The 22,881-nt window shown below is 59.3% G+C and carries 29 protein-coding genes; 17 read left to right on the top strand and 12 right to left on the bottom strand.

The genetic code is table 11. The annotated features are described in order from the left end of the window. The first annotated feature begins 7 nt into the window (after positions 1-7). From ACSQ24_RS09340 to ACSQ24_RS09290, 11 genes are all read left to right on the top strand, one after another. Positions 8-1,060 carry a phage major capsid family protein gene (locus ACSQ24_RS09340; protein ID WP_436094421.1) on the top strand — a complete coding sequence of 351 codons (1,053 nt, stop codon included), beginning with the start codon at positions 8-10 and terminating at the stop codon, positions 1,058-1,060. After that, entirely contained in the window at positions 1,057-1,275 is a 219-nt protein-coding gene (locus ACSQ24_RS09335) for a hypothetical protein (protein ID WP_436094420.1), read from the top strand. The genes ACSQ24_RS09340 and ACSQ24_RS09335 overlap by 4 nt, the downstream gene beginning before the upstream one ends. Continuing rightward, on the top strand, positions 1,272-1,481 hold the full coding sequence (locus ACSQ24_RS09330; RefSeq protein WP_436094419.1) for a hypothetical protein: 210 nt from the start codon (positions 1,272-1,274) through the stop codon (positions 1,479-1,481). The genes ACSQ24_RS09335 and ACSQ24_RS09330 overlap by 4 nt, the downstream gene beginning before the upstream one ends. Next, positions 1,478-1,738, top strand: a complete 261-nt coding sequence (locus ACSQ24_RS09325) for a hypothetical protein (RefSeq protein WP_436094418.1) — start codon at positions 1,478-1,480, stop codon at positions 1,736-1,738. Before ACSQ24_RS09330 ends, ACSQ24_RS09325 begins: the two co-directional genes overlap by 4 nt. Before the next feature lie 171 nt (positions 1,739-1,909). After that, the gene (locus tag ACSQ24_RS09320; protein ID WP_436094417.1) at positions 1,910-2,260 is read left to right on the top strand and encodes a hypothetical protein; all 351 of its coding nucleotides are present in this window, start codon (positions 1,910-1,912) and stop codon (positions 2,258-2,260) included. 21 nt (positions 2,261-2,281) lie between these two features. Further along, positions 2,282-2,674, top strand: coding sequence for a hypothetical protein (locus ACSQ24_RS09315; RefSeq protein WP_436094416.1), 393 nt, complete (start codon positions 2,282-2,284; stop codon positions 2,672-2,674). A 47-nt stretch (positions 2,675-2,721) separates the two neighbouring features. Then, the gene (locus ACSQ24_RS09310) at positions 2,722-3,576 is read left to right on the top strand and encodes a TIGR04255 family protein (protein WP_436094415.1); all 855 of its coding nucleotides are present in this window, start codon (positions 2,722-2,724) and stop codon (positions 3,574-3,576) included. Continuing rightward, positions 3,573-4,169 (top strand): hypothetical protein, encoded by a 597-nt coding sequence (locus ACSQ24_RS09305; protein WP_436094414.1) that lies wholly within the window; start codon positions 3,573-3,575, stop codon positions 4,167-4,169. Before ACSQ24_RS09310 ends, ACSQ24_RS09305 begins: the two co-directional genes overlap by 4 nt. Beyond that, positions 4,144-4,791 carry a hypothetical protein gene (locus ACSQ24_RS09300; RefSeq protein ID WP_436094413.1) on the top strand — a complete coding sequence of 216 codons (648 nt, stop codon included), beginning with the start codon at positions 4,144-4,146 and terminating at the stop codon, positions 4,789-4,791. The genes ACSQ24_RS09305 and ACSQ24_RS09300 overlap by 26 nt, the downstream gene beginning before the upstream one ends. A 141-nt stretch (positions 4,792-4,932) precedes the next feature. Next, positions 4,933-5,565, top strand: coding sequence for a hypothetical protein (locus tag ACSQ24_RS09295; RefSeq protein ID WP_436094412.1), 633 nt, complete (start codon positions 4,933-4,935; stop codon positions 5,563-5,565). Next, on the top strand, positions 5,555-5,812 hold the full coding sequence (locus ACSQ24_RS09290; RefSeq protein ID WP_436094411.1) for an SOS response-associated peptidase family protein: 258 nt from the start codon (positions 5,555-5,557) through the stop codon (positions 5,810-5,812). The genes ACSQ24_RS09295 and ACSQ24_RS09290 overlap by 11 nt, the downstream gene beginning before the upstream one ends. A 136-nt stretch (positions 5,813-5,948) precedes the next feature. On the opposite strand, the gene mauJ is transcribed toward ACSQ24_RS09290, so the two are convergent. Together mauJ and ACSQ24_RS09280 are read right to left on the bottom strand one after the other, a co-directional pair. Continuing rightward, positions 5,949-7,358 carry a methylamine utilization protein MauJ gene (gene mauJ / locus ACSQ24_RS09285; protein WP_436094410.1) on the bottom strand — a complete coding sequence of 470 codons (1,410 nt, stop codon included), beginning with the start codon at positions 7,356-7,358 and terminating at the stop codon, positions 5,949-5,951. A 76-nt stretch (positions 7,359-7,434) separates the two neighbouring features. Further along, positions 7,435-8,634: a restriction endonuclease gene (locus tag ACSQ24_RS09280; RefSeq protein WP_436094409.1), complete on the bottom strand. Its 1,200-nt coding sequence runs from the start codon at positions 8,632-8,634 to the stop codon at positions 7,435-7,437. A gap of 181 nt (positions 8,635-8,815) precedes the next feature. Between ACSQ24_RS09280 and ACSQ24_RS09275 the strand changes: the two genes are divergently transcribed. Then, positions 8,816-9,094, top strand: coding sequence for a hypothetical protein (locus tag ACSQ24_RS09275; protein WP_436094408.1), 279 nt, complete (start codon positions 8,816-8,818; stop codon positions 9,092-9,094). A 190-nt stretch (positions 9,095-9,284) separates the two neighbouring features. On the opposite strand, the gene ACSQ24_RS09270 is transcribed toward ACSQ24_RS09275, so the two are convergent. Next, entirely contained in the window at positions 9,285-10,364 is a 1,080-nt protein-coding gene (locus tag ACSQ24_RS09270; protein WP_436094407.1) for a hypothetical protein, read from the bottom strand. 662 nt (positions 10,365-11,026) lie between these two features. Here ACSQ24_RS09270 and ACSQ24_RS09265 point away from each other — a divergent pair. After that, complete coding sequence (locus tag ACSQ24_RS09265; protein ID WP_436094406.1) at positions 11,027-11,437, top strand: hypothetical protein; 411 nt, start codon at positions 11,027-11,029, stop codon at positions 11,435-11,437. Between the two features lie 191 nt (positions 11,438-11,628). Here ACSQ24_RS09265 and ACSQ24_RS09260 read toward each other — a convergent pair whose 3' ends face one another. The 6 genes from ACSQ24_RS09260 to ACSQ24_RS09235 form a co-directional block, all read right to left on the bottom strand. Next, positions 11,629-12,759 carry a YaaC family protein gene (locus ACSQ24_RS09260; RefSeq protein ID WP_436094405.1) on the bottom strand — a complete coding sequence of 377 codons (1,131 nt, stop codon included), beginning with the start codon at positions 12,757-12,759 and terminating at the stop codon, positions 11,629-11,631. Positions 12,760-12,939: 180 nt separating this feature from the next. Further along, positions 12,940-13,164, bottom strand: a complete 225-nt coding sequence (locus ACSQ24_RS09255) for a hypothetical protein (RefSeq protein ID WP_436094404.1) — start codon at positions 13,162-13,164, stop codon at positions 12,940-12,942. Then, positions 13,161-14,321 carry a hypothetical protein gene (locus ACSQ24_RS09250; RefSeq protein ID WP_436094403.1) on the bottom strand — a complete coding sequence of 387 codons (1,161 nt, stop codon included), beginning with the start codon at positions 14,319-14,321 and terminating at the stop codon, positions 13,161-13,163. The genes ACSQ24_RS09255 and ACSQ24_RS09250 overlap by 4 nt, the downstream gene beginning before the upstream one ends. A gap of 206 nt (positions 14,322-14,527) precedes the next feature. After that, complete coding sequence (locus ACSQ24_RS09245; RefSeq protein WP_436094402.1) at positions 14,528-14,731, bottom strand: helix-turn-helix transcriptional regulator; 204 nt, start codon at positions 14,729-14,731, stop codon at positions 14,528-14,530. A gap of 100 nt (positions 14,732-14,831) precedes the next feature. Next, entirely contained in the window at positions 14,832-15,422 is a 591-nt protein-coding gene (locus ACSQ24_RS09240; protein ID WP_436094401.1) for a hypothetical protein, read from the bottom strand. Beyond that, on the bottom strand, positions 15,422-16,687 hold the full coding sequence (locus ACSQ24_RS09235; RefSeq protein WP_436094400.1) for a tyrosine-type recombinase/integrase: 1,266 nt from the start codon (positions 16,685-16,687) through the stop codon (positions 15,422-15,424). The genes ACSQ24_RS09240 and ACSQ24_RS09235 overlap by 1 nt, the downstream gene beginning before the upstream one ends. 380 nt (positions 16,688-17,067) lie before the next feature. Here ACSQ24_RS09235 and ACSQ24_RS09230 point away from each other — a divergent pair, with 380 nt between their 5' ends. Next, positions 17,068-17,322, top strand: a complete 255-nt coding sequence (locus tag ACSQ24_RS09230; RefSeq protein WP_436094399.1) for an Arm DNA-binding domain-containing protein — start codon at positions 17,068-17,070, stop codon at positions 17,320-17,322. Further along, positions 17,273-17,713, top strand: a complete 441-nt coding sequence (locus tag ACSQ24_RS09225; protein WP_436094398.1) for a helicase HerA-like domain-containing protein — start codon at positions 17,273-17,275, stop codon at positions 17,711-17,713. The genes ACSQ24_RS09230 and ACSQ24_RS09225 overlap by 50 nt, the downstream gene beginning before the upstream one ends. 19 nt (positions 17,714-17,732) lie before the next feature. Here ACSQ24_RS09225 and ACSQ24_RS09220 read toward each other — a convergent pair whose 3' ends face one another. Then, a complete protein-coding gene (locus tag ACSQ24_RS09220; protein WP_436094397.1) occupies positions 17,733-18,209 on the bottom strand; it encodes a hypothetical protein in 477 nt (158 codons plus the stop codon). Positions 18,210-18,479: 270 nt separating this feature from the next. Further along, complete coding sequence (locus ACSQ24_RS09215; protein ID WP_436094396.1) at positions 18,480-20,444, bottom strand: tetratricopeptide repeat protein; 1,965 nt, start codon at positions 20,442-20,444, stop codon at positions 18,480-18,482. A 314-nt stretch (positions 20,445-20,758) separates the two neighbouring features. Between ACSQ24_RS09215 and ACSQ24_RS09210 the strand changes: the two genes are divergently transcribed. Further along, positions 20,759-21,187, top strand: a complete 429-nt coding sequence (locus ACSQ24_RS09210; RefSeq protein WP_436094395.1) for a VanZ family protein — start codon at positions 20,759-20,761, stop codon at positions 21,185-21,187. A 26-nt stretch (positions 21,188-21,213) separates the two neighbouring features. Here the strand turns inward: ACSQ24_RS09210 and ACSQ24_RS09205 are convergent, their stop codons facing one another. Beyond that, positions 21,214-21,843: a glutathione S-transferase family protein gene (locus ACSQ24_RS09205; RefSeq protein WP_436094394.1), complete on the bottom strand. Its 630-nt coding sequence runs from the start codon at positions 21,841-21,843 to the stop codon at positions 21,214-21,216. Positions 21,844-22,067: 224 nt separating this feature from the next. Between ACSQ24_RS09205 and ACSQ24_RS09200 the strand changes: the two genes are divergently transcribed. After that, the gene (locus ACSQ24_RS09200) at positions 22,068-22,715 is read left to right on the top strand and encodes a TenA family protein (RefSeq protein WP_436094393.1); all 648 of its coding nucleotides are present in this window, start codon (positions 22,068-22,070) and stop codon (positions 22,713-22,715) included. Positions 22,716-22,881 lie beyond the last annotated feature (166 nt).

The following is a 22,881-nucleotide window of genomic DNA, read 5'->3' as shown; positions in this document are numbered from 1 at the left end:
CGCCGAGATGCAGAGATTTTCATCCGTTCTGGATCGTGAAGACCACGCCGAGGCGGCTGGCGTCCTATGCGAAGTCGCCCGCTTTGTCGCCCTTGGCCGGGGTGACGCGATGCAATCGCTGGCACTGGCGCAAGCGGAACGCGCGTCCGAACTAGCTCTGCGGTATATCAAGTCCGCCGCAGGCTCCCTCAGCGACCCGACCTGGGGCGGCGCACTCGACGGCCGCGCCGAAGTGATCTCGGCTTTCGTCGAGTCCCTGCGTTCGAAGTCCGTGTTCGCCCGGCTCCTCGCAGACGGTATGACGCGGCTGCCCTTGAAGACGAGGGCGGCGATCGTCACCGCGAACGCGACTGCTTGGGCAACCGGCGAGGGCATGCCGATCTCAGTCAGTGCCATGTCGCTCGCCGGCTCGGCACTTGAAGAACGAAAGGCCGCGGCGCTGATCGTCTTGAGCAACGAGCTGATCCGCTCGACGAGCCCGGCGGCCCGTGCGTTGCTGGACGCGAGCCTGAAAAGTGCCGTGGCCGACGCGATCGACGCCAGCTTCCTCGATATCGTCACGGATGGCCTCACGCCGATCGCTGCGACCGGCACGACGCCTGCCGCCGCGTTGACCGACCTGCGCACCCTCTTGGGCCTCGTCAACACGACCGGCGCCGGCAGCCTCTACTTTCTCATGGGGGCCGATGTCGCGAACCGTGCTGCCACGCTCGCGGGCTCCGACAGCACGCTCACCTTCCCGGCCATGGGGCCGCTCGGCGGCGAAATGCTGAACACGCCGGCGCTGGTTTCGAGCGCAATGCTCAGCGGCCAGATTGCGCTCCTAGATGCCACCGGCATCGCCGGCGAGATCGAGGCGGTGACCGTTTCGCTCTCTGATCAAGCCAGCATCGAAATGGACAGCGCGCCGAGCTCGCCCCCGAACGCCGCCACTGTGCTGCGTTCGCTATGGCAAGAAAACAAGGTCGCGATCTTGGCTCGCGCCTATTTCGGCGCCGAGGTGATCCGCGCCGGCTCGATCGCCGCACTCGATGGAATCGCATGGGGAGCCGCGCCTTGAGCTCCTCCGATCTGATCCCCGAAGCCCTCGCCGACGCTCTCGGCAAGATCGTCGCCGACTGCAGGCGCGAGTGGCTGGCGGAGCTTGAGCAGCTCCGGACCGAGCGCCGCCTCTTGGTCGCCGAGCTCCGCCTCGCGGCGCTGGGCATCACGACTGAGGCGCCGGCCGATGCAGCCAAGGCTGTCGCCAAGCCGAAGGGTGGAGTCCGCGCATGACCAGCATCGAGAACTTGGAGTTGCGCCTGGACAACATGGCGGCCGAAGCGCTTCGGCGTGAGGCGCATCGCCTCGATCTCGCCAACGCCGGAAGGGAGGAGCGCGCCGCCGTGATGGCGTCGACACGAGCCAAGGTGGCTCGCTGGCGTGCGGACGCCACTGCCGGCGCTGTGCGGCCTGCTGCCGCCACCGCGAGGCCGGCATGAAGGTCAGCAACCGTGCCGAGTTACGCGCGGCCCTCGATGCCGCTGTCGAGCGCGGCCTCGATCAGGTGAGGGAGAGCTTCGAGGCCGCGGGCATTTCCAGCGATGATCTCGACGCGATCCTGTCGAGCGAGCGGAAGCGGCTGAAGGCGTGGCGCGCCGAGGTCGAAGCCTACGCGCTGCACGAGCTCGGCGCGCCGGCGATGCCATCGGGCGCGACAGTCACCCTCACCCGCAGGCCGGCCGGCAGGCTGCACTGAACGGCGACGGGACCGGGGGGGCATGTCCGAAACCGGCCACGAGGAGGCTGACACCACACGCGGTCACACGCGGAGGTTTTTTATTCCGTCGGCCTGAGAGTTTTGGCCATTTTTCGAACGGGGGACCGCCTCCCTCGTGTTTTTCCACCTCACGTCGAAGGGCTGGCGACCATGAAACGCTTGAATTCATCGGCAGATTCACCGGCGGAGGAAGCCGATCCGATCCCGCCGCGCGGGTTTTCGAAAGCCGAGAAAAGCGAGTTTCGGCGGGTTTGTGGCTTGCGCAGGAAGGCCGGAAATCCGGTTCAGGCGATCGAAAGTGACTTGGTCGCCCTTTATGTCCTGAGCCGATCTCACCTTGCGACCTGGCAGAAGAAGAACGCGTGGGGACAAGCCGTCCCACCGGGCAGCCACAACGCCAATCTGTTCCTCAGTCAGCAGCTTGCGGTGGCTGCGGCGGTGGATCGCACCGCCGCAGCCTGCCGGCGCCTAGCCCGCGACCTAAAGCTAAACGCCGGCTGAGATCGAAGAGCGGATGATGGAATGAGCCAGGCAGAGCTGAAGCTGATGCAAGTCCGTGCCATCTACGCATGGCCCGGTCTCGCCGATGTTGCAGTCCGTAGCGGCTGCGCCGTCGTGGCGGGGACAGAAAGCGATTGGCTGCTCGCGCACACGGAGGAATTCGTGGCGATCATCGGCGCCGGCCATGTCGTGCCCGGTCAGCGCGAACTTCGTCATCTCACCAAGCGCGCGATCGTCGAGGCGGATACGACACGCGGCCTTTGCTGTCGCGATCCGCATTGCGCTCATGGGGGAGCCATTGACCAGAATCTCGACGCGCCAGCGCGTCGTCTACGCAAGAGCCGCAGGAACCACGTCCAGAAAGAATATCATCCCGGCATCTTAAGCGTCCGGGTCAGGTGGTCGATTTTATAACCACACATTGAGGGTGCGTCTTTACAAGCAGTTTAGTCCGACATCCAATGCGCGTGCAGATTCGGGGCAATTGCAATTATTCGACGCCGTGCACAACTTCAGCGGCCTTGCTCGGGTATGAGCAGCGGCAGTCGGCGGGGGCGAACTTGAATCCAACATTGCCAAAGCGGTTGAAAGTCGACGCGATTCTCGAAGCGACATTTGAGCTCCGTTTCGACTCCGAAGCATCTGCGGTACCGGAAATCCTCTTCGGCCAACTTGTCTCGACACCGGCATGGGCTGGTTATCGGCCCGCGCGTCTGCCCACCGCTGACATTCCGATCTCTGTTCGGAAATCCGAGCAAAATTTAATGCACGCGCCCTCGATCGAACTGACATCGAATGATGGCGCTGTCAAAGTACGCTTTGGGCCATATTCTATCGTTTATTCGAGGGTTGGAAAATATCCGGGTTGGGATCCGACGTTTCGTGATGAAATCCGCGCGACCGTAGAACGCATTTTTGAACTTTTGCCGGACATCGAAATAAAACGAATTGGCTTGAGATACGTCAATGCGCTGAGATCGGATCTGCATGAAATTCGTAATTACGATGACGTGGACCTCAGCGTTAGACTTAGTAATGAAGTGATAAACACCGGGTTGAATGTTAACTACAAGCTTCGCGAGAACGATAACTTAGAGATAATTTGTAGAGTCGCATCAGCAGAGTTAGCACAAGGGATCGTTCCCGAGAACGCCACGATTATCGTCGATCTTGATGTCTATACGCCGGACGGCCACTTACCGCTGGACGCGACGGCAATCAGCGAGTGGGTCGAAGCTGCCCACGACATCGAAAAGAAGAATTTCTTCAAGATTCTCGGCGACGATGCTACTCAACGCTTGCGAGAAGACGCATGAGCTTCGCTGTCGACTATTTTGGGGCACTTTTCGCGACGAGTAAGGCCAGCGACAATCTGGCTCGCTGGCTACTGCGCTATTACACGCACGGTCCCGCAGAACTCGACTCATGGATCAAGTGGAGCAACTTGATGGACGCGAGCCAGACGGAAGCAGCGTCAGTTTGGGTTGGAGCGTATTCTCCTCAGCTGAACTATCCAAACGCTTGGCTGTCTGCTGTCGAGGCCCGAATCCGAGACTCTATTCTCCCTGATGGCCATAGCGAAGAATATCTCGGTGAATGGCTAAGTCCCGATGCCGCGCGAGCCGCCCTCGCATTTTTCGAGGCGGGCGCCGATATGCTGCCGTCAGAGCCTCATATCTACGGCACTTCGGATGGTGATTTGGTCGCGGAGTTCGAGGGGCCCGAGGGACGGATTACGAGCATCGTTTCCCGTGACGAAACAACACTGTTCGGCGTTTCTGAGCACAAGCCAGACAGGCCAATACAGACAGTCATTCCTCGGGGCAGCAATCAATATCGAGAGCATCTCAGATCGTTCACTAAAAAGATGGCGGCGAGGCAACATGGCGAAGTGGTCGCCGGGCACTGATATTGGCCCGAATGAGGCCATCGGCCGCCGTATCTATGAACCTGTGAAGCTGAAGGGTGCTGACGGGCAGCCAGAGTTCACGCGACTGAGATTAGAACATTTTCTCGAGAAGCGCGGGCGGGAAGCATCAGTCGATCGGCTCGGGCGTACGAACGTCGAGAAGGCAGTGAAGAACCACCTGCGGCCGCAAGCTGTCGAGTCGGGAACTGGCCGTCTGAGCCCTCACGCAATGCTCGGCTGGGTGATTACGCCTGCGAAAAGAATCACAGGCTACAAGGATCCTGATATCCCCGAACTGAAGTTCACACTGACGGCAGATCCCATTGCATCCGCCGTTCAGGCTGCGGCGGCGCCGCAGAGCCCAGGCGCGAATGACAACCCGTATCACGCCCACATTGCAGGGCCGGAAAGATTCAGCGCGCAGCAAATTGCATTGTACTTGCGACACGCATTTGAAATGCAGTTCGTATTCGAGAGCGTCGATGATCCGGTCACTGTCCCTTCGCAGCCAATCGACACTGGCGCCAACCCAGCGACTGACCGGAAAGCTTCCGCCAATTGGATCGGGGCTGGCTTGGAGCTTCTCGGGAGGCTCGTCATGCATGTTCGATCGCGGCTGTAACTGCTGCTCCTAACTCGTGCCGCCTTGACTCGTTCACCGGCTCCGCCAGTCTGATCCGGCTTGGCTGGAAGGCTCCCCCCAACCCAGCCGCCTCGCTGATCGGGCCGTGCGGGAGGTACTGATCCAGCAAGGGGGCGAGCGGTGGCGGACGGACTTACAATTGGCAGCATTCTTCAGATTGGTGGTCTCAGCGGCATCACCGCGGCGGCTGCAAAGTGGGCGATCGATGCCTTTTGGGTCGAGCGCCGCAAAAATCAGAGCGATGCGCTGTACGCAGCAATCCGTACGACGGTGATCCTTGAGCGCTACGTTCAACAATCCGAGGCGCACATGAGCGATCGCGAGGTTGAACACGAGAGAATGGGTCGTCTCAACGATGTTGGAGAGCTGCCTTCGCTCGATCCATTCCCACCGGATGTGAACTGGAGAGCCTTTGATACTGAGCTGACCTTCAAAGTCTTGAGCTTTCCGGGGCGTATCGCAGGCGCCCAAGCTGCGTGCGAACGAGCAGCTGCCGAGAGCCAAAACTACTATGACTCGGGAGACGAGGCGAAAAAGCTGGGCCTCGGTGCCTGGGAAATCGCGCTCGCGATCCGCAGTCGCTACAAGCTAGGCGCCAACGATAAAGTACGCGCGATGCTGCCACTCTTGAGCGACAGACGTATGGAGCTGGCAAGAAGGGCCGGCGAGGCCATGGCGAGGTGGAAAGAGAATAGAGCCGCTGATCCAGGAGCAATCGACCAGGCGGCCGGCGACTCGAGCGATGTGCGGTAAGTTCACCCAGTCCTTTGCCCCTCCGGAGGTGCTCTCGGTCTTCGACGGCGTCACGATCGAGGGCGGCACCCAACTCGTGCGCAAGTCGTTCAACATCTCGCCGACGGATCAGATCTCGATCATCGTCATGGTCGACGGGCAACGGGTGCTGAAGCCGGCCCGCTGGGGCTACATTCCCAAATGGTGGAACAAGCCGCTAAAGGAGAAGGCGGCGAGGATCTGCTGCAATCGCCTCCGCGCGACCTGAAGGAATGGATCGTCAGCCAGCGGGTGAACAGGGCCGGCGCCGGCCGCGATGATCCGACGATGACGGACCCGGTCGAGCCCGAACCGCCGCCGCCCCCTACAGGGGAGCCTGTTCTAGTCGACGGTAAAGACTCCGCTCAGCGTCTATTGAGCATGACAGTATATCGCGCAGCCCATCGATCCAAGGCGCGCCGCAACCCGCCATCTGGGTCGCTCCGATCCTCAGCGAGATCTCGCCAGTGCTGGACCTGCGACATTGCCACATTGCTGTCGATGGACCAGTTCTGTGGAATGTAAGCACTCTTCCTGGCCAGCAGTTGCCCGCTTTCGGAGTCGAATATCTGCAGCACACCGTTCCCTGCCAGGTGCACTTGGAATACGTTCACAATAGCGATCTCGCGGGCCGCCTCGGCCGAGCCATTGTCTGTATAAAAGACGTCACTAAGCGGGTCGAATTCCAGTCGTTCGTCTGGGAAATTGAGAATGAAGCGAAGGCGCGTGACGCTCGATTGAGATCTGTACCAAACGGCGATTTTGGCGCCTGTTCGTTCAAGCCCTGTTGGGACCATCTGAAGCAGCGGCGCGTAGGCGTCCATGTCCTTCAGGCGGACATCTACAATCGGTAATTCAACATGGTCGTCACCCTCGTAGGGACGATCACTGGCTATGATTTCGACCAGTTCAGGCCCAAACAGTTTCTTGAAGTGGCTTAGCTCGTACAGGTGCCGGCGATAGACCGTTTCCGACGTCTCAATCCCGAGGATGCTTTCAATCGCCAGCACCGCCAGAGCCGAAATGATTGGCAGATCGGACTCTACATCCCGCAGTTGGGACGGGTCGTCTGGGTCAAAGGTGCTCTCTGGAGATGCATGGGCGATCGCGCCGCGGCGGGCTCTAAAGAGGTGATCGCCAATGTCCCGCCCAGCTTCGGTATGCGCCTTGACTGCCGCGAGGGCTCGGACCTCGCTTAGTTGCGGAATGGTCTGATCAAACCACGTTTTGCGCTTTTCTCCACGGCCAACGAGCAGCTCAACGACACGGAAGAAAGATAGAAAGGCGTAGGCTGGATGGTTCAAGCCGCGCGCCTCTCTCATAAAGGCCAATGCCAATAGCGCGTCCTGTTCCTGTGGCTCGGGAAGATACTGAAGCGAGAACCCCGCATGAGGTGAAATCCCGCTGCTTTCATTCTTCCAAAGCGTCTGCGGGCGACTTGTCTGGACGATGGCGGCAACGACAAAGCCCTTATTCTCAGCCCAAGATAGCGCGCTGAGGAAGCGCACCAACAAATGCTCACAGTCCGCGGGCGAGAGTCCGGGCAACCTGCGCATCGCGACACCGGGACAGTGATTGAGCATGTAGGGCAATATCCAAACGGTGTGCCCGCGGTACTCAACTTGCTGTCGAACATATGACCAAGAGTGCGGAGCCTCGACGCTGGCAACTACCCATTCACCGGGTTCGGCTAGCTCGCCGGAAAAGACTTCGCTGGGCGTCAACAGGGCAAAGCTGCCGGCCCGGGGAAACAGCTCGCTAAAGAGAGAGGACATGGCAGGAGGATGGGGCAGTTCGGCCGCTATCTCAATCTGCTGCCATTTGATTGTTCGCGCTGCACTTGGCGAGGTATCAGTCGTCGGAGATGGCCATCTGCTCGGCGGCACCGGGCGGCCCGATTTCGCGAGGGAATACCTCGACGCGATGTTCCTTCATGGGAAACACGCGGCGGGCATCAAACCCGGTCGTCTTAAGCTTGTGCCAAAAGCCCGGCCGCACAAGTTTCGCATCGGGCGTCGCCCCTTCAGCGATGACGTGGGGGTGCTTGCAGCAGTCATCACCGTCGATGTCGACGTCGACAATAGCCTCGTAGGGCAGGACGACGGCAACCTCATACCAAGCTTGATTTGTTGGTGGCAGAGCCATCCAAAGCTTCCAAGCCTCGCCGCGCGCGTCGGCACGATTGCCGCCTTCCGACCAGGGATCCTCGTGTTCAGAAAGTACGGCGTCGTTGCTGGTTGCTGCGTAGTCCCAGCGCTCGCCGTCGTCATCGAGGAATGCAAGATGCCGTCCCACCTCAAGGTGCACGCCGTCGTGCTTGCACCCCAGATAGCGAAACACTTCCCATCGTCCCCTTTCTGATCGGGTCTTGCTCTCGTCCTCGTCCAGATAAGGGTAGCGATCATCACTCGCTGACCTGATCAGCAGAAGGTTCGGCCGGTCCTTCATGGCCCGAATGACCTTGCGCTTCGCCGCCAGTTTTGAGCGGATTGCTGTGCGTAACGCCCGTTTCCGCAACTGCAGTGAGAACCCGAAATAAGCGAAGAGCAGATGGTCGTTCTTCGGCTGGAAGAGCAGATCCTCGATTTCCGCCTTTCCCCAGAGGTATGCCTCCGAGAGCCCCATCTCGGCGGCCTTCGACCGAAAAAGGTCCCGCGCAAGTTTGGAGAAATCGCAGGCGGCCGCAAAAACGAGCCCATGTAGGTCTTCGTGTTTGGCTACTTCGGCCAGATAGCCACTCAGCTTCTTAGGAGCGATTTGGCGCTCTCGTTTGCACTGGACAAGCCATTGCCGCTGCGCCGTCCGCGAGAGGTCGGCCGCGCCACTCTCGAAGTCGGCTTCATCCGCGCGGTCGTCATCACCGGCGTCGACCGTGATGCTCTCCCATGCTCGAACATCAAAACCGTCATCCCCTCCGCCCCTTCCCGTTGCCTCGAGCTGGGCCCACGGCCGAAAATCGTACAGGAGCTGTCGGACGAGATCCTCGAATCGATGAGGCTCGAGGTCCTCAAAATGCAACGGGCCAATCGTGCGGGTGGTTGTCGGTGGCATGGTGTGGTTCCCAAGAGGAACTGACGCTAGGCGCTTCGCTTATGGCGGGGCAAGGTCTCACGCCGTCCAGTGCCTGATCGGAGGAACGCGCCACGCTCGCGTCATCGGGGCCATCGTTCGCGCTACATCACCATCGCTGCCGCCCGGCATCGCGCTTCGCGCCGCGCCCGCGTAACCACCGATGCCCGCAACGATCGCGAGGATCAAAATCCTCGCCACCGACCGTATCTCGAAACCGGGCAGCCTGATCGCGATCGGCGAAACAGAGAACTTCAAAACCGCGCTCGCCATCATGAACCCGACGACGCCGCCAACAGAGCGAAGAAAAGCCGCCGACCGCGTCGATATGGCCTATATTTTGCCCTTCTATCTGTCTGACTGCGACTTGGAACGGCCAACCACGATCGACCGCCCCCGATGTGAGCTCGCCCTTCCGTCTCATGATTTTTATCCTCATTGATAGGATCAAAATCAGATCGAGTCGGAGCGCGAGTCAATTCAAATGGCTGACGTTTCCTCCACGCTGCACGCTGCCGGCGCGGCTGACAGCCGGCGACTGGGCGAAACCCGCACTGGCCAGCTTCTATAGGGCTGTCATCGCGATCCAGATGCGGAGCATACCCCGGCCGAGGTTCACCTTAGCGAAGCCGTCATCGCTCCATCGAGATGACCCACACCGCAGCGTCCCGCGCAATGACGCGGTCGACGATAGAATAGGCGACGGTATCCCAGCCGGCCCCAGCCTCGGCCGTCTTCGTCATTTCGGCCCGGACGAGACTCGGGTTGACGACCGGCCCTTTCAGCAGTCGCCACACTTGGTACATCGCGGCGAAAAGCTCCTGCGCCTTCGTCCCCGGCGTCTGTAGCCCGCGGGCGGCTCGAATGCCGCGCCGCGCCAGATTGAAGGCCATCGTGCTGAACTCGATGAGCAGCAGGACGCCGTAAATGCCGGATAGCCATAGGCCGGTGGTTGTCCAGTCGTTGTAAAAGGCCGCCAGTATGCAGCCTATGGGGATCGCGAAGACGAAGGCGACGTACCAGAACAGATACTGGAGACGGCCTCCCCAGTCGGGCTTGCTCATCTCAGCGAGATTACCCTTCGTCGCGAAATATCGATGGTGAGAGGCGCCCAGCATGTCCCGACGCCCGGCCATGAACTGCCGCTTCACTTCCTCGCCGAAAGCCGAGAGCTCCCGCGTGATCGAGGCGTCGACGAAGACCCAGTCGAGGTGCGCGGTCTTCATCCAAGGACGTGCAAGGTAGCGCGCCGCGGTGTCGTCAAACATCTCCCTGTCGAAGTTGGTCTGATATTCGCTCTCGAAGCCCTCTCGATATCCTTGCAAGGGATCCCGTCGGCGCCACAGCGTCAGCTTGGCGGATTGACGGGCCTTGATCTGCTCCTCGGTCAGCTCGTCGCCGCGGTCGTTCCAGCCCTTGAGCTCGTCGGTCGTCAGGGTCATCCACAGGTCGTTGAGGATTTCATAGGCATCGCCGAGGCGGTCCTGGTAGTCGTAACCGTCACCAGCGGTCTTGATCGTCTCACCGAGTGCGGCTGCGGCGAGCTGGTTCATCACCATACGCATCTGATCGATGTAGCCGCGCCTTGCGGGCCCCATGCGATAGTCGATCCATTGCCGGGTGAATGGCTGCGCTTCCTTCACCGAGAGGGTCGCACCCCGGCCCGATGGAATCGGCGCGCTCTCTTCTTCATTCCCGCCCGCGTCGTCCATGCGCCCCCGCGTGCCCCCCGCCGTCAAATTTGCGTCTCAAGATAGCCGTTTCAGATCAGCCGGCGAATCCGGATTACAGGTGGATCAGGCGCCGCCCGGAATTACGGCTCGGCGCGCGGAACGCCCTCGGTGTCGTGCAAAACCTGCCTGACAGTCAGGTCACCGCTCGCCCCTTTCCCCGCGGCGTGGGGAAAGTCCCGCGAGTGACCTCCGCCCTTAGAAACCTTCACCCCAGCCCGAAGTGGGATTTTCCCACCTCGGCCAGATCTCCGGTCTCCTCAAAATTGAGGAGACGGAATTCGCCTTCATCGCGGAGACGCAAAATGTGCCTGTGGGGCGTATTTCAAGGGTGCTCGTGGTCGGTCGGGTTCGACCTTGGCTCACTGGCAGGTCGGACTAGCCTTTTCCGGCTCGCCGAGCCGAAGCCCTACCTTCTTTCCTCACGGCGAGAGGAAAGGTCCTGTCGATCGAGGGCTGCTCCTTGCCGCGATCGTCAATGTAAACTCGCGGCAGAAAATTCTGCCGCGAAAATTCCTCGGTGCAACCGCACGCCGGCTTTCCGCTCGGCGCGCCGAAGTTGGCGTGCGTCGCCTTGCTGCTGTCAGGGACTCCTTCGGCCGGCGCAATTCCTGTATGCCGGCCCAAACTGCCAGGAGATAGCGATGCCTGTGATGATCTTCGTGTCGGGTCCGGGAAACACCGGCAAGACGAGCGCCATTCTCGGCGCGATGAAGGCGCTCGGTATAGAAGTGAAGAACTCCGGTGACATCACAATGGCTGCTCAATGCTACGTCAAAAGCGGCAATTTTCGAAGCTCTTCGGTCGGGTTCGCCACTGGAGGAGACAATGCCGCCGTAGTGGTAAGCAACTGTCAATTTTTTCAAAGGCTACGTTCTCTTCCTGATTATCTCGTAATGGCTTGTCGATCAGGAGGAGGAAGCTGGAGCGCGCTCAACGCATTTGCTCAGTCTCTTGGAGTCACACCAATCTGGATCGTTACCGCCCGTCAGACCGGGGGCGTTCCAGCTTATTGGCAAGCGACAACTCAGCAGATTATTTCTCATATCCCGTGACGGCACCTATCGATCGCTCCTGGCTGCGAACGCGATGATAGCGGTAGCGATGTCGCCCGCGTTTGGATCGATCCTCATCACCAAAGCGGCGGCCTCCTGCAGTCCGTTGAGGCGGCCAGCGGCGAACTTGTTGTAGTTCGTCCCGAGCGCGAAATCGCACGGGCCTGCCGTTTGGAGCGCGAAGCGGTTCACTAGTAGGAGCTTGAGGAGTCTAACAAGCCGACAACGAGTTTCGGGAATGAGCTGAGCACGTCGTCTATGAACTGCTCGATCAGCGACAGCGAGCGATCGTCAGCCGGCCATTGCTGCGTCGCCGACTTCGATAGAGCGTGCTGCCAAATCTGCGGCCGATAGCGCACCAGTGAGCCGAGCATGAACGCCCCAAGGAACTGCAACGAATATTCGTTCAGGATGACGTCGCCGATAGGCTGGATTGCCCATCCATAGGCGTTTCTGTCGAAGCCCCCGGCCATGGGCGGAAGGATCGTGATGGGATCGGCAAACTGAGAATGTGCCCTGCTGATGCACTGAAAGCTGCCGTTTTGAAGTTGGGGCAGCATTTCAGGGGAGACGTCGTCATAGTCATAGCGGGCGTTGTCGAATTCGACGATCGAGTTGTCCCAAGCGATGCTGACGCTATCGAGCCGCCATTCCTTCAGGAACGGATAATCGGTTCGAAGCCGCGTGATAAGCTCAACGAGTTTGGCGCGATCAGTAGCCAGAAAAGGATCGTCGACCCGCAGCGTCGTTATAATTCCACTTGATGAGTGGGAGGTCAGAAGCATGCATTTCGTCTGATGGCCATAAGTCCGCGTGAAGGTCTTATGCAGGGTCGGAATCCGCGACAGGACATCAATGATCGAAAGCTCTTGGCCGATCAGTCCTTCGGCCGTTCTGAAGGGATTTGGGGCGCTCTTCCGCATTGAGTGGTCAAAATAATAGTAGCGGGCGCGGGGAGCGATTGCGTTGTTGAACTCCTGAAATGTCCCTTTCTCCTGAAAGGTCATTCGCAGGTTCTCAATGCTCGTCGGGCTGCCGACATCCTTCAGGCCGTGGGAGTGCTCCAATTCCGATATCTCGACATTCTTGATCGCTGCCGTCAGGGCGCGGGCGAAGCTCAAGACGCCGTAATAGACGAGCAGGGGCCTGATCTGGAGCGGCGCGGGTTCCGCAGCTTCGAAAAAGAGCCGCCCTTGTTGAATGCTGACGGAAATGTCCCGCCCGACCTTGGCATTCGGCTCTTTCCCGAAGGCCCGTTTCGCATAGGCCCTGACGTTGGTGGTGCTCTCCAAAAATGTGAGATCGTAGTGATTTGCGGCCACAAAAATCGCCCTATCCGAGAGAACCGGGCGATCTAATCGTGTTTGGATCGAAGGGGGAAGCGAGCGGCGGGTTAAACGTTCTCAAATCCAAAGGGGTCCTCGGATGCTGCTTAGCGCGGTCGGAGGGCTCGGAGCCGGTTGAGCTGATGTCGTTCATGGTGGAGCCTCTTTCAGATTCTGTCAGGCGCGGCGAAGCTGGGGAAGCCAGTGGACGGGCGTCGGCGGCAGAAGTCCGACCATGCGATCGAAGCGCTCAAGCGCGCCGACCGACCGCGGTTCGATCTCGATGCGCCACCGGACGGAGGTCGCGCGGAACGCGGCCAGATCGACGACCTGGGCGGAGGATGGCGCAGGCTGATGACGGCCCCAGCCGCCGAGAGGCGTTGTTTCCCAAGACCTGATCATGCCTTGGCCCTCCTCGCGGTCGGCGCGGTAGTTTCGATCTCGATTGCAGCGGCTCGAGCTTCCGCAATGGCTACGTCGGCGCTGTCGCTAAGTATCCCAACGTGACTGATCTGCTGGTGCAGCTGCTCAAGGCGGATGCGCCCCAGCATATCGGCGCGATCCCGGCCAAGGTCGAAATTCCCCTCGCCGAGCTCTTCCAGAATGTAACAAGCAGAGATCCTGTCGCCGAAAACGTCCTGCAGCCGACGTTCGCGCGGATCCTCAACCGGCGACGTTCGGCCAGGTCGGGCCGGCTCATTTTTTTGCGCTGACGCTTCGGGCACGCTCGATCGGTCGCCAAGCCCAATCTGTCTGCCGGGCGCTCCGGTCATTTGAGGGGTGCCATCCGCGCCGCCGTCCGCGACGCCAGAGCCAGCGCCAAGGCTGGGGCCGGTCGACGGTCCGGAGCGCTGCAAGCGAGGGACGGATGCAGCGCCTTGCGACCCTGAGACTGATTTGTGCGCCGATCCAGTATACTCTGTGATGCGTGCACAAACTTGTCTCACGCACAAACTTGTCTCACCGCTTCCTATCTGAGCGCACAAATCAGTCTCAGGCCGCTGCTGGCGAAAGTAAGTCGCGCGGGAGATTCCGAGTGCCTTCCAGGGCTTCGTCACGGAGAGAGATTCCGACCGTGGACGATGCTTGCCTTCCCGCCAGTTCTGCATGCGCTGACGATTGCGGAGGCGCGTCTCCTCCTTCCGACGAGCGATGCGCTCGGAACGCGGCTCGTCGGTCGCCTCGACCGTCCGGAGGCCGAGCAGATCACGCAGTTCGGCATCCACACCCAACATGCGCCCGGCCTCCTCGGGGCCGATGGTGCGGCCTTGGCTGGCCTCGTTGATGGCGCGCCTGATTTCGGGGTCATCCGACCCGCGCTGCCCCAAGCCGGCCTCTGCGGCGCGGCGAGCAAGGTCGATCGGGCAGAGGCCGGGCCATCGTCGCGCGCGACCCTTCACCAAATATGTGCCCTGCGGCGCGCTTGCGAGGGCGACGGCGAGCAGATCCAACACGTCGGCCGGCTCCAGCGCGTGCCCATACGCCAGCTGGTGCGCAGAAGCGCGGATGATCTCCCGCCGCCTCGCCGCCGCCTGCCGATGAAGCGAGCTGTCGCTCATGGCAGGCCTCCCCTCAGGCGCTCGGCCAACACCCGGAGCGCGGCCAGGCGGTGGTCGCGGGGCGTGTGTGGATGATCGGGCGAATCCGTGGCGGCCTTGCCGGCTGACAGCGGCGGAGCTATTTCAGGTGGACTTGCTTGCTCTTCGATTTGCCCCGTCGCGCCTGCCAGCGCGCCGGGGTTTTCGTTTGAGGGCGGGCGCATGGCTCAGCCCTTAGGCGCGAAGTATTCGCGCACTTGGCTTCGCCATGTCAGACGCTTCCGTCCGACGCGGACACCTTGTGGGAACCGGCCGAGTTTGCGCTGTCTCGCGATCGTGGCTCGCGAAATCGGGTAGCCTTTCTCGATCGCAGCGTCGCTTAACAGATCGGCGATCGGATCTTCTTCACCGTTATTGTTGGCTTTCGACATCTTCGGTGCACTCCTGTTGTCGGAATGCGTCGGAGGATGCCCCTCGCCTGCTCTGCTGTAACTTCCACGAAAGCCATTTCTTTCGAGGCAATCAGGGCAACTATTTAAAGCTGCTCACATATTTTCTGAGTGTCGAGAATGATGGCTCCGCGAGACCGGCCGCGCGATGACCGAGAAGCAAAAGCCGATGGAGCTTGCTTCCGTCAGAGATCGAAACGCGTGGTTCGACGTTCCGATAGGAGCCGATCAAATGGAGCGACAGCCTGAGACTATCGTTGATCACGCGCCCTCGCCCGCGCTGATCTTCGCGTTCTCCGCGCGCACGGCGCAATGCCGCATGGCTGTCAGCTAGCTCCTGCGCACCGGCCTTCAGCGCACCAAGGTCTTCTACAAACTGCTGGAATTCGTCATGGCTCATGTTTTGGCCAGTTGACCTTAGCCACGCAGCGTCCTCGACCTCCAATGCCTGCAGCAGGAATGCCGCAGCGGACGCCAGTTTTCGCGCTCGATCGCGGTCATCTTCGAAGGACCGTCTGGGAGTAAGCGGAAGCCAGTGACGACAACGCCCAACCGCAGCGGAGAATGAATTGCCGTCACCGAGCAGCTCCTCGACGAAATCGGCCTCCGCGTCGGACAGCCCGAGCGTCCCACGCAGCCGTATCGGGCCCTTCATATTCGCCAAGTCGGCCATCACGCTGCCGCCTTACGCAAGCCGTATCGCCGACGCGCCTTCGACATGGGCACAATCTCGGCGGCATCGAGCTCAGCGAGAATGGCGCTGAGCCGTTCTGACCAGAGGTCGAGCGCGGCGGTTTTTTCTTTCAAGTAATCGTGCTTGATGTAGGTCGCGGTTGTGACGGTCGACTTCGTTGTGGAGGCATGATTTAGAACAAGTCCGATATCGAAAGCTGAAACCCCAAGTTCAGCCATGTGGGTCGCGCAAGTTCTTCTGAGATCGTGCGCGGTCCATTTCTCTAGTCCAATGGCCTCTTGAGAGCGTTGGACTGCGCGGCTGATAGCCGTATTTGCCATCGGAAGACCGCGAGGACCGGGAAATACAGCAGGAAGCTCGTGCGCACTGAGCACTGGCTTTAGGACGTCGATCGCGAGTTCAGGCAGCGGCAGGTCGTGCGGTCGACCGTTTTTCGAACGCGAGGCTGGAAGCCTCCAGAGCTTCCGCTCCATGTCCAGCTCAGCTCGGACCATGCCCGCCGCCTCGCCCTGCCGGCAGCCCATAACAAGCGTGAAGCGGAGCAATTCAGCGGTCCACCGCGAAACCTTGCCCGTTTCCAATCCGTGCCAGAATCGCTTGATTTCGTCGGCAGAGAATGCGCGTTCGCGAGGCGGCCCGACTTCGGACGGCGGTTTCCATCGGTGCGACGGATCGACTTCGAGGAGTCCTTGATCAACTCCCCAGCCGAGCATGGACCGCAATAGGGCTGCGACGCGGTTCGCGTGCGTTCCCGCGCCTCGGCCCTTCACCCGGTCTGTGCAGCGGCTCAAGTCGAGGCGACGAACCTTCGAAATCGCGACGCTGCCGATCACCGGCGTCACGTCGCGAGCCAAACACCGTTCCATTTCGTCGACAGTCCGCCTTCCTCGCTGGCGGCGATCAGCGAGGAACAGCTCCGCCAGCCTCTTCACGGTCAACTCGCCCTCAAGCAGACCGGACTTGATCTCGCGTACGGCGACAGAGGCGTCCCGCCCTTCGTCGAGCCCGCTTTTCAGCTCGATCGCTCGGCCACGCGCGGCGCTTAAGCTCATGCTGGGGAACGAGCCGAACGTCGTTCTAGCGCGCGTTCGTTCTCCCGGCCGGCTGAAGACCAGACCCCACGCCCGACGCGACGCACTGACTCTCAGGAATAGGCCGGGGACTTGTTCGTCGAAGAAGTCGACCTGGGCGCCGTCCGACTTCGCTGCGGCGACGAACCGATCTGTCAGCCGAACCCGTGGCATTCGTCCCTCATTGCGTACCTATCCGTACAAGTTTAGGTACGCCTGCATGCGCTAGAGAGCAATCGAAAGAATGCGAGTGATAGAATGGGCTTGCGTAAGGCACTGATATTCAGTAGCTATCGGCAGCTCTGAATTTCTCTCTCGATCTGCCGCTATCAGATTGAAGTCGACTGTTAATCGATTGGTCGCAGGTTCGAATCCTGCTCCGGGAGCCAGGCCCTCTTTCACAGCCTTTCATAACTGATTGAAAAGCTGGAACTTTCGGGCCTTTCTGCCCACCGTGGGCATTCTCAGCTTTTCCAGCGAATTCATTGACAGCCAACAAATCTGTTGGTCGTGATGTTGGTCATCGAGGTCGACCAGCAGGGCGAGACCAACAAATGCGCCTTACCGATGCTGCAATTCGAGGTGCAAAGCCGGGCGGGTCCCGCCGGAAGCTTTCCGATGGGGGCGGCCTTCAGCTGTGGGTTGAGGCATCTGGCGCGCGACTCTGGTCGTTGGCTTATCGTTTCGATGGCAAGCAAAAGCGCCTGCCACTTGGGCCTTATCCAGACGTCCCCCTCCGGGAGGCGCGCGACCGTCGCGATGATGCGAAGCGCCTACTACGAGAGGGCCTACACGCCCGCCGAGGCTAAGGCCGTCCGTGCGATTGCGCAGACTTTCCGAGCGAGCAAAGGCGTCGACACCGCGCGCGCCATAACTGACATGGGCATCGGCGAGGCCTTGATCTCGATCATGGATCAACAAGGGGTTCCGACGCCTGTGGTACGCGCCAAGGTCAAGCTCCCAGTGTCACCATCGGCACCGCTTGATGAGTTGGAGCGTGTTGCACTCATTAGGCGCGATCCGTTACGGCAGCACTATGGCCGCCGCTTCGCGACAGATCAGGGCGCCTATGAAGCGTTCCTTACTCGCCTAGAGGCGCAGGAAGCGGCGGCGGCAGCCTCGCGGACCAAAAGTCTCTCCTGGCACGAAGAGGAATCTATCGAGTCAGTTGCCTCTTCTGCTGAAGGGCCTGTTACCTGAGGCATGAGACCACCTGCGGCTAAGCGTTCAAAACAGTCAATGAGTTAATGGCCCACAGTATAAAAACTCCAACTCCAACAGCGCTCAGGTAAAATACAGCTATCAAAAAATCAGCTTGATACGGCTTGACGCGCTTCATAATGTTTGAAGACAACTTAATCGGTAGATCGAATTCCGTCTCGGCATCGGCCGCTGCTTTTACCGCAGCCATCAACATCCGAAAATAATAAAATCGATCTAAGATGTATCCTACCAATAGAAAAACAAACGCCAATATTATCAGAGGAGATGCAATATGCACCTCCATTCTAATCCAAGGAACAAATAGAAGTCTGGATGAATTAGCCACAAAATACGCGAGTGTTGCCCCATATGCCGCAACTACAGCGGTTGCAGTAAGCTGCCTTGTGCGCTGTATCGCTTCATTAAAATGAATTTGGACTCGAATAACGCTCGACCATTGATCTTTTGCGACATCGTATCGGCTTGCCGTCATCTGCTCTTCCGATGCATCCCCTACCGAATCCAACACAGCCGCCTATCTCTTCTTTAGGGCCAATACGAACCCTATATCAAAATGCTTCGCAAGGTGCGAGCCATCGGTTCGCTTTTAAGCGCTGCTGCTCAGCGCGCAAATCGCCGCGCGATGCCGTGGCGCCGCTCCCATCACCGCCGTTGCCGCGACAAGGGTCACAGCAGAGCATCAGTCATTTAAGATAGTGTAACGCCAGCGCCCTGCCGAGCGCTGCGGACAAAAAGAAAATATTCAAACTACTTTAATTCGGTAAATATTAGCGCCGGACCGAGGGCCTTCGAGGACAGTGATTTCCTTTCCTGCAGCATCCACCCAAGCCAACACCTCAGTCGAACTGCTATCGCTCAAAATTCCCTGTACTGCATTTTTATCACGTCGAATTACAGTGCCAACCGCCGATCTTCCGCTCATAGCAAACTTATATTTTACTGGCCGCGTTGTTTTGCTGTTTTCTCCCATGAGAGAACCCAGAGCGCCGAGTGAATTATTATTAGATTCGTAACTTCCTGAGAGTTCCAGCTCTCTACCGTTTAGAGTTAGCTTAAGAAGAGATCTATTTCCTTGCCAATCTTCTGAAAGGCTTGTTTCTAATACAGAGAACCTAGCTTGCGCATATTCTCTAAGGAATGAGTTCTTTGGTCGAATCTCAGTAAGTTTTTTCTTCTCTCTAACAAGCTCGTCGTCGGAAGATTTACGAATTGATTCGATAACTGCAGGCACATTACTATGGTAGTTCTCAATTTTTAACGCATCTTCACAGAGCTTCTCGGCTTCCGGTTTGAAGCCATCTTCCTGCAACCGAGCAGCCAAATTGGCCATTGCCAGCGTGGCCGAATGATCATTAAATTCCGTCGATTTTCTCAACGAGACAACTGATTTTTCGTTCAAATTGAAGTGTTTATAGCTTATGCCCAGATTATTCCAGACCGTCGAGCTTCGTTCTGATCTCGGGATCGCCAGATAGTGCCAAAAACCCAAATCTTCAAAGTCGATTTCGGAATATCTGTAGGCAAGTTTGAACCTGGCATCGGAATCGTCCGGCTTTAGTTCGAGCAGCCTCTCCATAGACGCAATAAACAGATAGTCATCTTTCGCTAATTCGGCGTACTTACCAAGTGATTTACAAGCTTCAACCTCGGATACCGATCCCGCCGCGATCTCCGCATGTATAAGTGATATGACGCGAGCGCATTCGACATCCGCATCCGCAAGCTGAAAATTAAGCAAGGCATGGCCAATAAAATCAGCGCGCGTCTCATGGTCATTAGAATTTAATGCTGCCTTCTCAAACGTTTTAGCCGCAGATATATACTCATTAAAACTAATCAGTGCGCGGGCAAGATAAGAAATAATGATTGCATCTCTATCATTTCTATTTACAATTTCCTTGATCTTGTCGAGACTTCCTCCGCTTGCATACCTAATATGCATGCTTTCCTTTGCGGCGTCCCACCTATCAACATCTATACTACTACTGAAATTGCGCTTGTAGCTTTCCTCGATCTGCCGCTGTAGTTCATCGTTCTTAACAAGAACGGCATACTCAAGAACCCTGCGATGCTGAGAGTCCGTCCAATCAGGCTTGGGCACCGCCCAATCTTCCAACTGTTGCCCATCCGAAGTCGGCTCCTGCTCCTCCGCAATCCTCGTTTTGTCCTCCGAAGCGGAGCCGGTGCTCGCAGAAGGCGCGTTGGAAGGCGACGTTGCGCCAAAGTCCTTTGGGCTAAGCGAAGATACCATTTCCATGAATTTTCCGAAGCAACTGTCCGGATTCTGGCGTAAAAATGGTATATACTCAATATCTCCTTGAAGACCTCCGGGCTTACGCACGCCATCTTCAAGAAGAATTATGACAGGAATTTGCCTACCAATGGCAAGTCCGATCTCTTGTATAATCCAATCAGAAGTCTTCCACTCCAATTCTACTGACTTACCAGTAATTCTGGCGAGAAAATCAGCTCGCTCTCGTTTAACCACTTTTTCCTTACGGCTACATATAGCAATGAATAGATTTGAATCTTGAACAAGTGAAAGCACCTTCACCGCGAGCGCTGTAGGTTCCGCGACTTCAGCATGGACCCATGAGAAATCCGGTCGAATACGGTGAGTCTGATCAAAAAAATCTGTGAACTTTCTGATTAAATGCTTATCGTTTTCGGTAAAGCTGTGGCCGACAAATGCTCTAATTTCGGTCACGAGTGGCACCTATGAGCTTTGCTTGATTCGCATTTACGGCATGATCTATCGGCGCCGATTTGAATAGCGCAATCTAACCTCTGGTGTTATCCACGCCGTGTTCGAGAGTTCCGCGGCTCGAACTAACGGCTTCTTTTGGGCGAGGGAATTTCGCTCGTTGGTCAATTGGTGGTCAATTGGTCGCATGTAGATATCGGTACATCAGCGATATCAAAGTATTAGGCTTTGGTGTTGTCTCCTGCTCCGGGAGCCAGCATTTTCGAGGGCTTGAGCGGCGGCCGCTTGGGCCCTTTTTGCTTTCCGGAGACGGAACGGTGCAGCGGGAGGCGCGACAGACGGCGGTGCGACTCTTCGGGCTCCAGCTTTCCCTGCGCCGCTGCGCCGCCCTGATCGGCTGGGGCGCCGTCGCCATCGTCATCCTCGCGACCCTGTCTCCCATCGGCGCTCGCCCCCACCTTGCCTATCTGGGACCGCAGATCGAACGCTTCGCCGCCTATCTGATCGCCGCCGCGGCGCTCGCCATCGCCTATCCGTCGCGCAAGGGCGTGATTCTCCTGTGCATCGTCGCCGGCGCCGCCGGGCTCGAACTCGCCCAGCATTTCGAGGCGAGCAGGCACGCCCGTGCCTTGGATGCGCTGGTCAAGATCATGGGCGGCCTGACCGGGCTTGCCGTCGTGGCGCTGTGCGAGCGGCTCTGGCCGAAGCGCGCCGGCGCCCTTGCCACGGCCCGCCGCCAGGACTGACCGCGGATTCGCCGCCCTGCCCTCTGCTATGCTGCCGGCTGCACGCTGGCGAAGGCTTCGGCGATGCGTTGCGGCGCCGTCGGTCGCGCATACATGCGGTCGAGATAGCGCTGGAGCCGCGGGAAGCCATCGAGTAGGCCCTGCTCGTTCGCCCAGTCCATCAGGTAGGCGGTGACACAATCAGCCGCACCGATCTGCTCGCCGACGATGAAGTCGCGGCCCTCCATATGGGCCTCCAGCACCGCTGCCATGCGCCGGAACTCCTCGCTGGCCAGCGCGATGTCCTGCGGCAGCCGCTGCTCTTCGGGATAGAGGAAGCTGTGCTTGGTGATGCGCCAGAGCGGCTGCTCCAGCTCGGTCATCGCGAACAGGATCCAGCGGTAGACTTGCGCCCGCTCGTCGAGATCGTCCGGTAGCAGGCGCTTCTCCGGGAACTTCTCGGCGAGGTAGAGGATGATCGCCGCCGATTCCGGCAAGACACGGTCGCCGTCGACCAGCACCGGCAGCTTGCCGGCCGGGTTGATCTTCAGGAACTCGGGCGTCTGCGCCTCGCCGCCGAGCAGATCGACGTGGATGTAGTCGAACGACACCCCGAGTTCCTTCAGGCCCCATAGGGCGCGCAGGGTCCGCGTCGGTCCGAATCCATAGAGCTTCATCATCGTCTCCTCCCTTGTGATCGTCGGTTCTCGTGCTTCGACGCTCCGCCGCTAGCTGACAAAGCTACCGCGAGACTCGATCCGAGCCGCTCAGAAAATACATACTAATCGGTCTGTATATCATTCGACCTGACAGGCCCTGTCAGCAATCGCCAGCGCAGCTCGCCTGTTTTTGCGGAACGATCCTGCTAGGGAGGGGCCAATCAGCAGAAGGCATCGACCTCATGACCGAGCGTTTCACCGAGACTCTCCGCCAGGCCAGCCAGCCGGCCTGGTCGCAATCCGTCGGCCACCGCTTCGTCGCCGAGCTGCTAGGCGGCACGGTGTCTGACGCGGTCATGTCCCGCTACCTGATCCAGGATCATCGCTTCCTCGACAGCTTCCTGACCCTGCTGGGGGCCGCGCTCGCCGCCGCCGACAGCTTCGAGGCCCGCCTGCGCTTCGGGCGTTTCATCGGCATGGTCTGCGGCGAGGAGAACACCTATTTCCTGCGCGCCTTCGCGGCCCTCGGCATCAGCGAGCGCGAGCGTGCGGAACAGCCCGACACGAAGGCCACCGCCGGCTTCAAGGCGATCATGCGCGAAGCCGCCGCGACGCACTCCTACGCCGCCGCCCTTTCCGTCCTGGTCGTGGCCGAATGGCTCTATCTCGACTGGGCGCAAACCGCGTCCCAACCGCTGCCGGCGAACTTCGTCCACGCCGAGTGGGTCACCCTGCACGACAACCCCGACTTCCGCGACTTCGTCGGCTTCCTGCGGACAGAGCTCGATCGTGTCGGACCGAGCGAAGCCGAGACGAGCCAGGACTTCTTCCTGCGAGCCGTCGCGCTGGAGCGGGCCTTCTTCGACTCGGCTTATGACGGTGAGGCCTGATAAAGAAATCCCTCAGCGGCTGAAGACCACTGCAGCTCTTCTGGCCTTTGAAGAGAGCCTTCACCGCCGATGGCAGGCTCAAGCCCTCCCCCCGCTTGCGGTGGGGAGGGTTGGGTGGGGGGCAGTGCCGCTCGGCACTGAACTGAAAGAACGAACTCGCCCTGCT

This window comes from Allobosea sp. LjRoot237 (genome assembly GCF_964253285.1).
In the GTDB taxonomy this organism is placed as follows: Bacteria; Pseudomonadota; Alphaproteobacteria; order Rhizobiales; family Beijerinckiaceae; genus Allobosea.
The sequence above is the reverse complement of the archived record's forward strand: the minus strand, read 5'-3'. Positions and strand labels throughout refer to the sequence as shown.